The 15072-nt window shown below is 71.2% G+C and carries 14 protein-coding genes and 1 pseudogene; 6 read left to right on the top strand and 9 right to left on the bottom strand.

Annotation, left to right across the window (positions count from 1 at the left end):
* The first annotated feature begins 559 nt into the window (after positions 1-559).
* From fbaA to ACIQK6_RS39695, 5 genes are all read left to right on the top strand, one after another.
* Positions 560-1582 (top strand): class II fructose-bisphosphate aldolase, encoded by a 1023-nt coding sequence (gene fbaA / locus ACIQK6_RS39715; RefSeq protein ID WP_030012792.1) that lies wholly within the window; start codon positions 560-562, stop codon positions 1580-1582.
* A gap of 242 nt (positions 1583-1824) precedes the next feature.
* A complete protein-coding gene (locus ACIQK6_RS39710) occupies positions 1825-2238 on the top strand; it encodes a DUF3151 domain-containing protein (RefSeq protein ID WP_329099948.1) in 414 nt (137 codons plus the stop codon).
* 165 nt (positions 2239-2403) lie between these two features.
* Positions 2404-3258 carry a tryptophan 2,3-dioxygenase family protein gene (locus ACIQK6_RS39705; protein WP_189743794.1) on the top strand — a complete coding sequence of 285 codons (855 nt, stop codon included), beginning with the start codon at positions 2404-2406 and terminating at the stop codon, positions 3256-3258.
* Between the two features lie 25 nt (positions 3259-3283).
* Positions 3284-4498 (top strand): kynureninase, encoded by a 1215-nt coding sequence (gene kynU, locus ACIQK6_RS39700; protein WP_329099947.1) that lies wholly within the window; start codon positions 3284-3286, stop codon positions 4496-4498.
* 170 nt (positions 4499-4668) lie between these two features.
* On the top strand, positions 4669-5547 hold the full coding sequence (locus ACIQK6_RS39695) for an alpha/beta hydrolase (RefSeq protein WP_329099946.1): 879 nt from the start codon (positions 4669-4671) through the stop codon (positions 5545-5547).
* A 40-nt stretch (positions 5548-5587) separates the two neighbouring features.
* On the opposite strand, the gene ACIQK6_RS39690 is transcribed toward ACIQK6_RS39695, so the two are convergent.
* The 6 genes and pseudogenes from ACIQK6_RS39690 to ACIQK6_RS39665 form a co-directional block, all read right to left on the bottom strand.
* Positions 5588-6541 carry a hypothetical protein gene (locus tag ACIQK6_RS39690; RefSeq protein WP_402697283.1) on the bottom strand — a complete coding sequence of 318 codons (954 nt, stop codon included), beginning with the start codon at positions 6539-6541 and terminating at the stop codon, positions 5588-5590.
* 71 nt (positions 6542-6612) lie between these two features.
* The gene (locus tag ACIQK6_RS39685) at positions 6613-7575 is read right to left on the bottom strand and encodes an MASE1 domain-containing protein (protein WP_329099944.1); all 963 of its coding nucleotides are present in this window, start codon (positions 7573-7575) and stop codon (positions 6613-6615) included.
* A 54-nt stretch (positions 7576-7629) separates the two neighbouring features.
* Positions 7630-7869 carry a hypothetical protein gene (locus ACIQK6_RS39680; RefSeq protein ID WP_329099943.1) on the bottom strand — a complete coding sequence of 80 codons (240 nt, stop codon included), beginning with the start codon at positions 7867-7869 and terminating at the stop codon, positions 7630-7632.
* Positions 7870-7923: 54 nt separating this feature from the next.
* Positions 7924-8760, bottom strand: coding sequence for a PP2C family protein-serine/threonine phosphatase (locus tag ACIQK6_RS39675; RefSeq protein WP_329099942.1), 837 nt, complete (start codon positions 8758-8760; stop codon positions 7924-7926).
* 180 nt (positions 8761-8940) lie between these two features.
* A pseudogene (locus tag ACIQK6_RS39670) lies at positions 8941-9225 on the bottom strand (carboxymuconolactone decarboxylase family protein); the annotation flags it as partial.
* 73 nt (positions 9226-9298) lie between these two features.
* Positions 9299-10582 carry an adenylosuccinate synthase gene (locus ACIQK6_RS39665; RefSeq protein WP_329099941.1) on the bottom strand — a complete coding sequence of 428 codons (1284 nt, stop codon included), beginning with the start codon at positions 10580-10582 and terminating at the stop codon, positions 9299-9301.
* A gap of 184 nt (positions 10583-10766) precedes the next feature.
* Between ACIQK6_RS39665 and ACIQK6_RS39660 the strand changes: the two genes are divergently transcribed.
* Positions 10767-11600 carry a diacylglycerol kinase gene (locus ACIQK6_RS39660; protein ID WP_329107755.1) on the top strand — a complete coding sequence of 278 codons (834 nt, stop codon included), beginning with the start codon at positions 10767-10769 and terminating at the stop codon, positions 11598-11600.
* Between the two features lie 118 nt (positions 11601-11718).
* Here the strand turns inward: ACIQK6_RS39660 and ACIQK6_RS39655 are convergent, their stop codons facing one another.
* The 3 genes from ACIQK6_RS39655 to ACIQK6_RS39645 are packed head-to-tail and all read right to left on the bottom strand — an operon-like array spanning position 11719 to position 15026.
* The gene (locus ACIQK6_RS39655; RefSeq protein WP_402697279.1) at positions 11719-14124 is read right to left on the bottom strand and encodes an ATP-binding cassette domain-containing protein; all 2406 of its coding nucleotides are present in this window, start codon (positions 14122-14124) and stop codon (positions 11719-11721) included.
* Between the two features lie 55 nt (positions 14125-14179).
* Positions 14180-14596 carry a VOC family protein gene (locus tag ACIQK6_RS39650; protein ID WP_266594534.1) on the bottom strand — a complete coding sequence of 139 codons (417 nt, stop codon included), beginning with the start codon at positions 14594-14596 and terminating at the stop codon, positions 14180-14182.
* A gap of 10 nt (positions 14597-14606) precedes the next feature.
* Positions 14607-15026 carry a helix-turn-helix transcriptional regulator gene (locus ACIQK6_RS39645; protein ID WP_329099937.1) on the bottom strand — a complete coding sequence of 140 codons (420 nt, stop codon included), beginning with the start codon at positions 15024-15026 and terminating at the stop codon, positions 14607-14609.
* Between the last annotated feature and the right edge of the window lie 46 nt (positions 15027-15072).

Raw genomic sequence — 15072 nt, 5'->3', positions numbered from 1 at the left:
TCCCCGAACCATTCCCCTTGCACCACGAGAACGAGTCTGGCCCCACCGCTGACGCGGCGGGGCCAGAACCCAACATCTTCATCAGTTTCCTAGGCGGTCCCTTTCGGATCTTGCCAGGTACGCGATGCCCGGCACGACGCCCGGCAGCGTTGTCGGGGCGCGCCCGAGTACGTCCAGTACGCGGTGCGCCCTCCGCCTCGCCATGCACGGCACCGGCGCTGCCCCGGGCACCGGCCCGGCTCCGTTTTGCTCCTGAGCGGGCCCAGACACCGCCCCGAGCCCGCCCGGGTCAGCTCCGATCCAGCCTCTGTCCTGCGCCGTCCGGCCACATCGAGAACTGGTGACGGTGCTCCTGGGCCGCCCCTAGGGCATGCCTGACCTGCCCTTTCCCGGGCGCCCGGGGTGTTTCACGTGAAACACCCCGGGCCGTTCGCCCAGCACGTGAGACCGGCAGTCTGGACCCCTGCGCTGAGTCTGGAAAGATAGGCGCGACGATGACGTCGCCCCCAGGTCAGGGCCCGCAAGAAGCACACTCCCCGCACAACCAAGGAGCCGGCAGATGCCCATCGCAACCCCCGAGGTCTACAACGAGATGCTCGACCGGGCGAAGGCAGGCAAGTTCGCCTACCCGGCCATCAACGTGACCTCCTCCCAGACCCTGCACGCTGCCCTGCGCGGCTTCGCGGAGGCCGAGAGCGACGGCATCATCCAGATCTCCACCGGTGGTGCGGAGTTCCTGGGTGGCCAGCACAACAAGGACATGGTCACGGGCGCGGTCGCCCTGGCCGAGTTCGCGCACATCGTGGCCGCCAAGTACGACATCACGGTCGCCCTGCACACGGACCACTGCCCGAAGGACAAGCTGGACGGCTACGTACGTCCGCTGCTCGACATCTCCGCCGAGCGCGTGGCCCGCGGTCTGAACCCGCTCTTCCAGTCGCACATGTGGGACGGCTCCGCCGAGACCCTGGCCGACAACCTGGCCATCGGTCAGGAGCTGCTCGCCAAGGCCGTCGCCGCCAAGATCATCCTTGAGGTCGAGATCACTCCGACCGGCGGCGAGGAGGACGGCGTCAGCCACGAGATCAACGACGAGCTGTACACCACCGTCGACGACGCGATCCGCACCGCCGAGGCCCTCGGCCTGGGCGAGAAGGGCCGCTACCTGCTTGCCGCCTCCTTCGGCAACGTCCACGGCGTCTACAAGCCGGGCAACGTCGTCCTGCGCCCCGAGCTCCTCAAGGACCTCCAGGCCGGTGTCGCCGAGAAGTACGGCAAGGCTTCCCCGTTCGACTTCGTCTTCCACGGCGGCTCGGGCTCCACGGCCGAGGAGATCGCCACCGCGCTGGAGAACGGCGTCGTGAAGATGAACCTCGACACCGACACCCAGTACGCCTTCACCCGCCCGGTCGTGGACCACATGTTCAGCAACTACGCCGGTGTGCTGAAGGTCGACGGCGAGGTCGGCACGAAGTCGAAGTACGACCCCCGCACCTGGGGCAAGGCCGCCGAGGCGGGCATGGCCGCGCGCGTCGCCGAGGCGTGCGCGAACCTGCGCTCCACCGGCACCAAGCTGAAGTAGTCGCCCACAGCGAGCCACACCGCAGGGCCCGGCCCCGTCCCACGACGGAAGCCGGGCCCTGCGGCGTTCCCCGCGGCGGTGCGGGGCTGCGTGCCAGTGCATGCGGCGGGGTGGCGACAGCGAGGGGGACAGCGGGTTTTGCGGACCACCGCACCCGGCCGTGTGCCTGACGCGGCAGCGGTGCGGGGCTGCGGGCCGGTGCATGCGGTTTTGCGGACCACCGCACCCGGCAAACTGGGGGCATGTCCATTCACCAGAACCTGCTCGGGGGCCCCGCCCCCACCCACCTGCCCGACGAGCCCGGCCGCGAGGCCATCGACGCCGGCACCCCCGCCGTCGAGGTGGCGGCCGCGCACCCCACGTCGTCCCTCGCCTGGGCGATCCTCGCCGACGAGGCCTTCGCCGCCGGCAGCACGGTGGAGTCGTACGCCTACGCCCGTACGGGCTACCACCGCGGCCTCGACGCGCTGCGCCGCGCCGGATGGAAGGGGCACGGCCCGGTGCCGTGGGAGCACGAGCCGAACCGCGGCTTCCTGCGCGCCCTGCACGCCCTGGCCCGCGCGGCCGAGGCGATCGGCGAGAAGGAGGAGTACGAGCGCTGCTCGACCTTCCTGCGCGACTCGTCGCCGACGGCCGCGGACACGCTGAGCGCCTGATTCCGTACGGCGGGGAGTGACACGCACGAAATTGTGTGGTCTGTGTCACTCTCCGCTGGAGCGTCGGCGCGACGGTGTCCTATGCTGCGGGCAGGGGACCGGGGCTCCACTCACCTCACGGAAGGGGCGGACCGCTACCCGGAAGCACGTGTCGAGGAGACAGCGATGTCGAAAACCCTTGATGCCTCCGGAGTCGGCGGGTCGGAAACCCCGAACCTCGACTTCGATGGCACGACCCCGTACGAGGACTACGTCCAGGCGGACGTCCTCACCCACCTCCAGCACCTCCGCTCGGACGACCCGGGCGAGATGGTCTTCCTGGTCACGACCCAGGTCATGGAGCTGTGGTTCACGGTCATCGTCCACGAGTGGGAAACCGCCGCGAAGGCTCTGCGCGAGGACCGGATCCCGGTCGCGATGGATGCGCTGAAACGTTCCCTCCGTGAGCTGGAGGCCCTCAACGCCTCCTGGCGCCCGCTCGCCCAACTCACCCCGGGACAGTTCAACGCCTACCGCGCCGCCCTCGGCGAAGGTTCCGGTTTCCAGTCGGCGATGTACCGCCGGATGGAGTTCCTGCTCGGCGAGAAGTCCTCCTCCATGCTGGTCCCGCACCGGGGCGCCCCGCGCGTCCACGCGGAGCTGGAGAAGGCCCTGCACGAGCCCAGCCTCTACGACGAGGTGCTGCGCCTGCTCGCCCGCCGCGGCCTGCCGGTCCCGGACGCCGTCCTGAACCGCGACCTGTCGCTGCGCTACGAGCCCTCGGCCGAGGTCGAGGCCGTCTGGACGGGGCTGTACGCCGCCCCGGACGACAACGAGACCGTGGACCTGCACCGCCTCGGCGAGGTCCTCACGGATGTCGCGGAGCTCGTCTGGCGCTGGCGCAACGACCACCTGGTGGCCACCCGCCGCGCGATGGGCGCGAAGACGGGCACGGGCGGCTCGGCCGGCGTGACCTGGCTGGAGAAGCGCGCGACGAAGAACGTCTTCCCGGAGCTCTGGACGGCCCGCAGCTATGTCTGACAACTCCACTGACATAGCGACGGACATGGCGGCAGACCCTTCGGCGGACGTGTCGGCGGACCTGCGCAGCCGTGCGGCCGAGCTGGACGCCGCCGACGCGCTCGCGAAGCTCCGCGAGCGCTTCACCCTCCCCGACGGGGTCGTCTACCTGGACGGCAACTCCCTCGGCGCCCTCCCGGCCGGTGTCGCGGACACCACCGCCGACGTCGTCGCCAGGCAGTGGGGCGAGCTCCTCATCCGGTCCTGGGACGAGAGCGGTTGGTGGACCGCGCCCGAGCGGATCGGCGACAAGGTCGCCCCGCTCATCGGCGCGGCCCCCGGCCAGGTGGTCGTCGGTGACTCCACCAGCGTCAACCTCTTCAAGGCACTGGTCGGCGCCGCCCGTCTCGCGGCACCCGGTCGGACGAAGCTGCTGGTCGACGCCGCCACCTTCCCCACCGACGGCTACATCGCGCAGTCGGCGGCCCGGATGACGGGCCTGACCGTCGTCCCGGTGGACCCCTCGCACGCGGCCGGGGCCATGGACGAGGACACCGCCGTGGTGCTCCTCAACCACGTCGACTACCGCAGCGGACGGCTCCACGACCTGCCCGCCCTCACCGCGGCGGCCCGCGCCGTCGGGGCGGTCACGGTCTGGGACCTGTGCCACTCCGCCGGGGCCCTTCCCGTTGGCCTCGACGAACACGCCGTCGACCTCGCGGTGGGCTGTACGTACAAGTACCTCAACGGCGGCCCCGGCGCGCCCGCGTACCTGTACATCGCCGCCCGCCACCAGGCCGGATTCGACTCCCCGCTCCCGGGCTGGAACGGCCACGCGGATCCGTTCGCGATGACCCCGACCTTCGAGGCGGCCCGGGGCGCGACCCGCGGGCGCGTCGGCACGCCGGACATCCTGTCCATGCTGGCCCTGGAGTCGGCGCTCGACGCCTGGGACGGGGTGTCCGTCGAAGACGTACGGGCCAAGTCCCTCGCCCTGACCGACTTCTTCCTCGAATGCGTGGCGGCGTACGTCCCGCAGGGCCGGGTCGAGTCGGTCACCCCGGCCGAGCACGGCCACCGCGGGAGCCAGATCTCGCTGCGGACCGAGAACGCCCGCGAGGTCATGGGAGAGCTGATCTCCCGCGGCGTCATCGGCGACTTCCGGGCACCCGACGTCCTGCGCTTCGGCTTCACGCCGCTCTACGTCGGTTTCGCCGACGCCGAGCGTGCCGCGCGGACACTGGGTCACATTTTCGGGTGACCCGGTAGCGAAACGTCACATCACCGGGCGGACGGGGCTTTGGCCCCGTCCGCCCGGTCATATTCCGGTCCCCGCAGGGAAGTGCCTGTTCCAGACTGATACGGTCCCGCTCTGCCGGAACTCCGGACATCTGTCCCCGCTGTCCCACGCGTTACCGAGAGGTTGAGCCGATGACGGACCCCGCCGCAGTGGAACGGGATGCCGCGGAGGCCGCCTCGGCCTTCGCCCACCCGACCGTGGCGCCGGACGCGACCGCCGCGTACGGGGAACACCCCGACCACGTCGTCGACTTCTACGCCCCGCGCGGCGACGCCAAGGAGCCGGCCCCGCTCGTGGTGTTGCTGCACGGGGGCGCCTGGCGGTCCCCGTACGACCGGCAACACCTCACGCCGTTCGCCGACTTCCTGGCCCGCCGGGGTTTCGCCGTCGCCAACGTCGAGTACCGGCGCGGCAGTTCCCTCCCGCACCAGAACGCCGAGGCGCCGGTCGCCGGGCGCTGGCCGGAGACCTTCGACGACGTCGCCGCCGCGATGGACGCCCTGCCGGGGCTGGTGGCCGGCGCGCTCCCGCAGGCCGATGTCCGCCGCACGGTCGTCACCGGCCACTCGGCCGGCGGCCACCTCGCACTGTGGGCCGCGGCCCGGCACGTGCTCCCGACCGGCTCCCCGTGGCGGCTGCCCGCCCCGCCGATGCTGCGGGGCGTGGTGGCGCTGGCCCCGATCGCGGACTTCGCGGTGGCGGAGGAACTGGGCGTGTGCGGCGGCGCGAGCGCGCAGCTGCTGGGCGGGGCCGACCACTGGGACGAGCGGCTGCCGCACGCCGATCCGGCGGCGCTGCTGCCGACGGGGATCGCCACGGCGGTGGTCCAGGGCCGGGACGACATCGTGGTCCCGCCGCAGGTGGCCGAGGCGTACGTGGCGGCGGCCGCGAAGGCGGGGGAGATGGTCGGACTGACCCTGCTGGACGCGGTCGGTCACTTCCCGCTGATCGACCCGGCGGCGGACGCGTGCGCGGTGGTCGCCGAGGAGATCTCGCAGCTCGCCTGGTAGCGCCCGGCGGCGCGGCCCACCGCCGCGGCCGGGCCGGTGCTCAGCAGTCGTAGCTGTGGGCGTACGGGGTGTCCGGGCAGCTGCGGCAGACGAAGAAGTACATGCCGCCGAGGTCTCCCATGTCCATGCCGTGCCCGAACCCGTCCACGGCGGCGGGGTCCGCCTCGGCCCGCCACGACGGGGTCGCGGCCCCTTCCTGGCCGGGGTCCCGGTCGTCCAGGGGAAGCCAACGGCCCGCGCCCGGTTCGGTCGCGGTGACGCTGAGCAGGTGTTGCATACGGGTGCCGCAGCCCGTGCAGTCGGGCCAGTGGGGCGGCTGGGTCCACCCCGGGTAGCCGCCGACCTTGCTCTGCTGCGTGGTGGCCACGTCGAAGTAGCCGTAGCCCCGCTCCTCTTGGAAGGCCTCGAACCGCTCGGCGAGCAGATCGCCGAGCCCCTCGGGCATGTCCCAGTTCGGGTATTCCACCGCGGGGGTGGGGGACACCGTGCACGGGCGGGGCAGGAACTCCTCCTCGACGGTGTGCGGGCGGGGCGGTTCCCCGAGGACGGCACCCGCGGCCGTCGTCGTCGCGCTGCGCCAGAGCAGCCGCGGGGCGGCCGCGTACGGGGCGGACTCGTGGACCAGCGGGCACCACAGGATCTGCAACAGGTCGGTTCCGGCCGGGAAGACCAGGCCCGGCACGTCCCGTGCGTACAGCTGGACCACCGGGAGCATCGCGACCGGCTCGGGTCCGACGGGCGGGCTGAGCGGCTTGTAGTGGCCCGGTTCGGCGCACATCGGCCACGGCTCGTCCGCCGGCCACAGCAGCGGCCCGCCGAGGGAGCTGTCACCGGGGCCCGGTCGGCCTGCCCGCGGGTAGAGCAGGGTGACCTCGCGGGCCGAGCCGGTCAGCTCCGGGAAGACCGCCTCCACGTCGAAGGGGATCGGTGCGAGCGGCCGGGGCCCGGCCGGCCGGGCCTGAGCGGTGGTCTGCTGTGGATGCCCCGACGGCATGGACGCCCCCCTTGATCGTGTCGCGCGTCACGACCCTAACCCCCGCCTCTGACAGCCGGCCGGCCACAGCACTAGCGATCCGGTTTGCCCGGGGCCAGCTGTTCCACCAGTTCGGCCAGGTCCTCGCAGACCTGCTCGATCTTCAGGCGGACGTTGTTCTGCTCGGTGACCAGGGCCGACAGCAGTAGCCCGGTCAGGGCCGCCGCACCGTTGAAGCCCTGGAGGTTGATCATGACTTCGAGGAGGGTGTGGTGGGCGAACGGCCCGGCGTGGGCGGTTGCCGCGGCGATCGTCAGGACCGACACCAGCAGGGTGATCGGAGCGCTCCCGGCGAGCTGGAAGCGTACGGCCGCCCAGATGATCAGAGGGAAGACGAGGAAGAGCAGCGAGAGGGGGCTCCGGGTGGCCACGAGCGTGACGGCGACGGCGGCGACCACCAGGGCCGCCGCCTCGGCCGCACGGTAGCCCTCCCGGGGCCGCCGGACCGTCAGGAGCCGGCCCAGGACGAGCAGGAGCGGGGTCACCACGAGCACGCCCATCGCGTCCCCGGCCCACCAGGCCGACCAGACCGGCCAGAACTGCGACATCGGCAGGTCCCCGGTGAGCACCAGCGTCCAGGTCCCGACCGTCGCGCTGATCAGCATGGGCAGCAGACCGCCCAGGAAGACCAGCGCCAGGGCGTCCCGCAGCCGGTCCATCTCGGTACGGAAACCCACCCGGCGCAGCATCAGGTACGCGCAGACGGGGGCGAGGACGTTCCCCGCGACGATGATCAGGCCCGGCGGGTCGAAATCGGTGATCTGCTCGATGGTGAGGTACGTACCGAGCGCGATCCCCGGCCACGCCCGCAGGCCCAGCCAGAGCAGGGAGGTCACCGCGATGCCCGTCGGCAGCCACAGGGGCGTGACCTCGGCGCCGTTGACGACGACGCGCTGGTGCAGGCCGATCAGTCCGCCCAGGTAGTAGGCGACGGCGACGGCGAGGATCGGCAGCAGAGCTGCGGGTAGACGTCGCCATCCCTCGGTGCGCACCACAGCATCAGACAACAGCCCGGCGCCCCCGCGGGCCGTGACACGCGCGAGGCCCTGTTACCGGCCGAGCCAACGGAACTGAATGTCGTCCGGCTCGTCCCGACGCTCCAGCACTCCCGCCGCCGTCAACTGCACAAGTACCTCGTGCAGTGCGTTCCCCAACGGGTTGTCGGTCCAGAACACCCACTTGACCTGCGTGAACGTCTCGGTCTCGGGGAAAATCCCCAGCGAGCGGCCCACCTCGAAGGCAGCGCCGTCCCAGTGGTTCCAGTCAGCCAAGCTCTCGGACAGATCCATGAGGAGATCGTGGCAGCACGCCCTCGAAGTCGGTAAACGTTTTCGGTCGCGGCGCTAGCCCGACTCTTCCGGATCGGGCCGGGCGTCGTGGCTGAGCACGAGCACGGCGGCGTCATCGGCGTGGCCGGTGGAGTCGGCCACCTTCATCACCTCGCTGGCCAACTCGTCCGGATCGGTGCCCGCGGCCTCCCGCACGACCCCGGCCACCCGCTCCAGCCCCACCTCGATCGGGAACTTCGGACCCTCCACCACGCCGTCGGTGAGCAGCACGATCGACCCCGCCTGCGTCAGCCGGCGCCGGGTCACCGCGTACCCCGCCCCGGACACCAGGTTCAGCGGCGGGCCGCCGTCGTCCTCGGATATGCCGTACGCGCCGTCGACGGTGGCCCAGACCGCCGGAACGTGTCCGGCCCGGGCGGTTTCCAGCTCCTGCGTCTCCGGATCGAAGCGGAGCAGGCTGCAGGTCGCGAAGAGGTCGCGGTCCATGGAGAGCAGCACTTCGTTGGCCCGGCTCAGCACCTCGCCCGGATCGACGACGACGGCGGCCACGGCCCGCAGACAGATCCGTACCTGCCCCATGAAGGCGGCCGCCTCCACGTCGTGCCCCTGGACGTCACCGATGCAGAAGGCGAGCGCACCCTCGGGCAGCCGGAACCCGTCGTACCAGTCGCCGCCGATGTCCAGGCCGTGCCGGGCGGGTGCGTAGCGGGCGGCGGTCCGCAGGCCCGGCAGCGCGGGCAGCGAGGCGGGCAGCATCTCGCTCTGCAGCGCCTCGGCCAGGTCCACCCGGGCCTGCTGCAGCTCCACCCCGCGGCGGGCCTGGTCGGCGAGCCGCCCGAGCGTGCTGAGCAGGTCGGCGCTGGCCGCCCGCGGGGCACGGCGAGGAGTCACGGATCGCTCCGAGGTGCATCCATTCGTCCCTGCTTCCGCTGCGCGAAAAGCTCGTGCACATCATATTTCCGCCCACCCGGAATCCGCTCCCCGAGACCCGCTCCCCGAGCCCCGGCCCGCCCGCAGGCCCCCGCAGCGGCCTCCGGGGGCGTGCGGCGCCCGTGGAAGCCGGTGGGGGCCTCAGCCCCACTGCTCGTCGGCGAGCGAGCCGACCGGCTGCGGCTTGCCGATGACGGCCAGGGCGATGAAGAAGCCGATCTGTCCGATCGCGATGGTGAGGGTGGCGAGGGCCTTCTCGTCGTAGTGCGCGGCGACCTCGGCGTACAGCGCGTCGGTGACCCGCTCGCGGCCGTGCGGGGCGGGCTGGAGGGTGGCCTCCACCAGGGCGAGGGCGGCGCGCTCGGCGGGCGTGAAGTAGGGGGCGTCCTGCCAGGAGGAGACGGCCGTGATGCGCTCGGCCTTTTCTCGCCGCCCCGGAAACGCCGGAGGGGCGGCGGGCGCGGGGTGCGCCTGCCGCCCCTCCGGGGGACCGGGATTTTTACAGGAACGAGTTGATCTCGATCGTTTCGGTACGGCCGGGGCCGACGCCGATCGCGGAGATCGGGGCGCCCGACATCTCCTCCAGGGCCTTGACGTAGGCCTGGGCGTTCGCCGGCAGGTCCTCGAAGGTCTTGGCCTTGGTGATGTCCTCGGACCAGCCGGGGAGGTATTCGTAGATCGGCTTCGCGTGGTGGAAGTCCGTCTGCGAGTACGGCAGCTCCTCGACGCGCTTGCCGTCGATCTCGTACGCGACGCAGACCGGGATCTGCTCCCAGCCGGTCAGTACGTCCAGCTTGGTGAGGAAGAAGTCGGTGAGGCCGTTCACACGGGTGGCGTAACGTGCGATCGGCGCGTCGAACCAACCGCAGCGGCGGTCACGTCCGGTGGTCACGCCGCGCTCGCCGCCGATGCGGCGCAGGTCCTCGCCGTCCTGGTCGAACAGTTCGGTCGGGAACGGGCCCGCGCCGACTCGGGTCGTGTAGGCCTTGAGGATGCCGATGACCCGGCTGATCTTCGTCGGGCCCACGCCGGTGCCGGTGCAGGCGCCGCCGGCGGTCGGGTTGGACGAGGTGACGAAGGGATAGGTGCCGTGGTCGACGTCGAGCAGGGTGCCCTGGCCGCCCTCGAACAGCACGACCTTGTCCTCGTCCAGCGCGTTGTTGAGGATCAGGGTGGTGTCGGCGACGTACGGCTTGATCTGCTCCGCGTACTGGAGCATCTCCTCGACGATCTGGGCGGCGTCGATCGCGCGGCGGTTGTAGAGCTTCGCGAGGAGCTGGTTCTTGCCCTCCAGCGCCGCTTCGACCTTCTGGATGAGGATCGACTCGTCGTAGAGGTCCTGGACGCGGATGCCGACGCGGTTGATCTTGTCCGCGTACGTCGGGCCGATGCCGCGACCGGTGGTGCCGATCTTGCGCTTGCCGAGGAAGCGCTCGCCGACCTTGTCGAGGGTGACGTTGTACGGCGTGATCAGGTGCGCGTTGCCGCTGAGGAGCAGCTTGGAGGTGTCGATGCCGCGCTCGTTCAGGCCGCGCAGCTCGGAGAGCAGGACGGCCGGGTCGACGACGACACCGTTACCGATGACCGGGGTGCATCCGGGGGAGAGGATGCCGGAAGGGAGAAGGTGCAGTGCGTACTTCTGGTCGCCCACGACGACCGTGTGGCCGGCATTGTTGCCGCCCTGGTAGCGCACTACATAGTCAACGGATCCACCGAGCAGGTCGGTGGCCTTTCCCTTGCCCTCGTCACCCCACTGAGCTCCGAGCAGCACAAGAGCGGGCACAGGCGTACACCTCTTCCGGATGGGGCATGTCCAAGGTCAGGGGGCGTACGACGATGTACACCGCAGGCTGAGCCGTCGGACCGGTACCCCGGAATAGACGAAGGCCCTGGCGCAATAGCGCAAGGGCCTCTTGCACAAAGATGCTACCCGAGGAAGGACCGAGGTGTCGGCTCCAGAGCCCACCATGAGCCAAGCGGGCGCGCCGGTAGGCGGCCTGCTCGTGCTCGTCGACCCGGTCGCACGCCGTCTCGACGGCGAGTCCGTGCGGATCGCGAAGGATGTGTTGTCAGCGGGCGCGGCAGCGAAAATCTGCCTCCCGGATTCGCAGGAGGAATTTGCGCGGGCGCTCGCCCGCCGGGGTCATAGGCGGCTGGTGATCGTCGGTGACGACCGGGCGCTGGTGCGCGCCGTGGGGCTGCTGCACCGGGAGCGCGGGCTGGGGGAGGGGCCCCTGGCGCTGGTCCCGGTGGGCCCGGTGGGGTCGCTGGGACTGGCGAGGTCCCTCGGCGTGCCGCTTTCGGCCGTTTCGGCGGCCCGGGCGGTCCTCGACGGTGCGGTGCGCACCTGTGACCTGCTGGTCGACGACAGCGACGGAGTGGTGCTCGGCGCGCTGCGGATCCCGCCGGTGCACGGGGTCCCGCGGCCCGCCGGGCCGTCCGTGTGGAGCGCGTACCGCTCGCTGGTGCGGACGCTGGTCCGGCCGGTGGCGGCGGCCGGCGGCGCGGCCACGAGCCGGCACCGGCTGCGGGTCGAGGCCGACGGGGTGCTGCTGGCGGACGTGGACCGGCCCGTGGAGGATGTCTCGGTTCGCACCCGGGACGACGGCGGTGCGGCGGAGGTCGTGGTCCGGACGGGTGGCGGCAGCTCCGCCGAATCGACGGTCACGGCCCGGGCGAAGACGGTGACGGTGTCGGGCGCGGACTTCCGCTACCGGGCGGACGCGGCGCTGACCGGCCCGGTCCGCCGCCGTACGTGGACCCTGCGCCCGGGGGCGTGGACGCTCACCGTGCCCCGGTGACCACACCGGGTACACGGGGTGCGCCGGGTACCCGGTGTGGATACGTCCGCGACCGCTCCGGGCCGCTCCCCGGACCTCTGCCACCGGCAGCGGCCCCGCAGGTCCGGGGAGGTGCCGGTCAGGCGCCGACGTACGCCGCGAGGTGCTCGCCGGTGAGGGTGGAGCGGTCCTCCACGAGGTCGGCCGGGGTGCCCTCGAAGACGATCCGGCCGCCGTCGTGACCGGCGCCGGGACCGAGGTCGATGATCCAGTCGGCGTGCGCCATGACCGCCTGGTGGTGCTCGATGACGATCACCGACTTCCCGGAGTCGACCAGCCGGTCGAGCAGGCCGAGCAGCTGCTCCACGTCGGCGAGGTGCAGGCCGGTGGTCGGTTCGTCGAGGACGTAGACGCCGCCCTTCTCCGCCATGTGGGTGGCCAGCTTGAGGCGCTGCCGCTCGCCGCCGGACAGCGTCGTGAGCGGCTGGCCGAGGCTGAGGTAGCCGAGCCCGACGTCCGCGAGCCGGGTGAGGATGCGGTGCGCGGCGGGCGTGTGCGCCTCGCCCGCGCCGAAGAACTCCTCGGCCTCGGTCACCGACATCGCGAGCACCTCGCTGATGTCGCGGCCGCCCAGGTGGTACTCCAGCACCGACGCCTCGAACCGCTTGCCCTCGCACTCCTCGCAGGTGGTCGAGACGCCGGCCATCATCGCCAGGTCGGTGTAGATGACGCCGGCGCCGTTGCACGTGGGGCAGGCGCCCTCGGAGTTGGCGCTGAACAGGGCCGGCTTCACTCCGTTGACCTTGGCGAACGCCTTGCGGATCGGGTCGAGCAGCCCGGTGTAGGTCGCCGGGTTGCTCCGGCGCGAGCCGCGGATCGCGCCCTGGTCGATGGAGACCACGTCCGCGTCGGGGGAGAGCGACTTGTGCAGCAGCGAGCTCTTGCCGGAACCGGCGACGCCGGTGACGACCGTGAGCACCCCGAGCGGGACGTCGACGTCGACGTCGCGCAAGTTGTTCGCCGTGGCTCCGCGGATCTCCAGCGCGCCGGTGGGCTTGCGCACCGACGGTTTGAGCTTGGCCCGGTCGTCGAGGTGGCGGCCGGTGATGGTGCCGCCGGAGCGCAGCCCCTCGACGGTGCCCTCGTAGCAGACGGTGCCGCCCGCGGTGCCCGCGCCGGGGCCGATGTCGACGACGTGGTCGGCGATCGCGATGGTCTCCGGCTTGTGCTCCACGACGAGCACGGTGTTGCCCTTGTCGCGCAGCCGTAGGAGCAGGTCGTTCATGCGCTGGATGTCGTGCGGGTGCAGGCCGATGGTGGGCTCGTCGAAGACGTAGGTGACGTCGGTGAGCGAGGAGCCGAGGTGGCGGATCATCTTGACGCGTTGCGCCTCGCCGCCCGACAGGGTGCCGGAGGCCCGGTCGAGCGAGAGGTAGCCGAGGCCGATCTCCACGAACGAGTCGAGGGTGAGCTGCAGTGCGGTGAGCAGCGGGGCGACCGAGGGCTCGGCGAGGCCGCGCACCCACTCGGCGAGGTCGCTGATCTGCATGGTGCAGGCGTCGGCGATGCTGATCTTCTTGATCTTCGAGGACCGGGCGCCCTCGCTGAGCCGGGTGCCCTCGCACTCGGGACAGACGGTGAAGGTGACCGCCCGTTCCACGAAGGCCCGGATGTGCGGCTGCATCGCTTCCTTGTCCTTCGACAGGAAGGACTTCTGGATCTTGGGGATGAGGCCCTCGTAGGTGAGGTTGACGCCCTCGACCTTGACCTTGGTGGGTTCCCGGTAGAGGAAGTCCTGCATCTCCTTCTTGGTGTACTTGCGGATCGGCTTGTCCGGGTCGAGGAAGCCCGACTCGGCGTAGACCCGCACGGTCCAGAAGCTGTCGGACTTCCAGCCGGGGATGGTGAACGCGCCCTCGGCGAGCGACTTGGAGTCGTCGTAGAGCTGGGTGAGGTCGATGTCGGAGACCGAGCCGCGGCCCTCGCAGCGCACGCACATGCCGCCGGTGCGGGAGAAGGTCGCCTTCACGGTCTTGGTCTTGGCGGCGCCGCGCTCGACCGTGATGCCGCCGCTGGCCCGGACGGAGGCGACGTTGAAGGAGTAGGCGCTGGGCGGGCCGATGTGCGGCTTGCCGAGCCGGCTGAAGAGGATGCGCAGCATGGCGTTGGCGTCGGTCGCGGTGCCGACGGTGGAGCGGGGGTCGCCGCCCATGCGCTGCTGGTCGACGGTGATCGCGGTGGTGAGTCCGTCGAGTACGTCGACTTCGGGGCGGGCCAGCGTGGGCATGAAGCCCTGGACGAAGGTGCTGTAGGTCTCGTTGATCATCCGCTGGGACTCGGCGGCGATCGTGTCGAACACCAGGGAGCTCTTGCCCGAACCGGAGACTCCGGTGAACACCGTCAGCCGGCGCTTGGGGATCTCGATGCTGACGTCCTTGAGGTTGTTCACGCGTGCACCGTGCACGCGGATCAGACCGTGGCTGTCGGCAGCGTGCGGCGTCTGCGGTGCGGGCGACGTGGGGTCCGGCTCGGTGGCCCTGCTCATCGTGTCTCCATCTCTCGGGCGGGCCGCCTGCGCGGACTCCTGCGGCAGTCGGCGGTCAGGACTTACGGGGCTGGTTGAAGCGCAGCATGTTGCCCGCCGGGTCCCGGAAGGCGCAGTCGCGGACGCCGTACGGCTGGTCGACGGGCTCCTGCAGCACCTCCCCGCCGGCGGCCCGGATGTGTTCGAAGGTGGCGTCGACGTCGTCCGTGGAGAAGATCACGCCGCGCAGCAGGCCCTTGGCCAGCAGCTCCGCCATGGCCTGCCGGTCGGCCGCCGAGGCGCCCGGGTCGGCGAGCGGCGGTTCGAGGACGATCTCCACGTCCGGCTGGGTGGGGGAGCCGACGGTCACCCAGCGCATCCCTTCGAACCCGACGTCGTTGCGGACTTCCAGGCCGAGCACGTCGCGGTAGAAGGCGAGCGCCTTGTCGTGGTCGTCGACTGCGATGAAGCACTGCGAGAGGTTGATGTCCATGCCGTCGACGCTACGAGGAGGGTGCGGATTTCGCTTCTCCGATCCTGACCGGTCGCGTGTGGATCTTGGCGACGCAGGCCGGGATCGCCGCGCCGTCGTCGTGGTTGCGGGCCCGGTAGGCGCTCGGGGTCTCGCCGACGAGCTCGGTGAAGCGCGAGCTGAAGGACCCCAGCGAGGTACATCCGACGGCGAAGCAGACGTCCGTCACGCTCATGTCGCCGCGTCGCAGCAGCGCCTTCGCGCGCTCGACGCGGCGGGTCATGAGGTAGCTGTACGGGGTTTCCCCGAAGGCGGTGCGGAAGCTGCGGGAGAAGTGTCCCGGCGACATGAGGGCGACGTTCGCGAGTGCTTGGACGTCCAGTGGCTCCGCGTACGCGCGGTCCATCATGTCCCGGGCGCGGCGCAGCCGTACCAGGTCCTCCAGGTTCATGCGTTCCAGCATGGCACGCGGGAGGTTTTCCGTCTGCGGGTATCGG

Origin of the sequence: Streptomyces sp. NPDC091682, assembly GCF_044756625.1 — a bacterium.
GTDB lineage: Bacteria > Actinomycetota > Actinomycetes > Streptomycetales > Streptomycetaceae > Streptomyces.
Note: the sequence above shows the minus strand (reverse complement) of the source record. Positions and strands in the feature narration are given on the sequence as shown.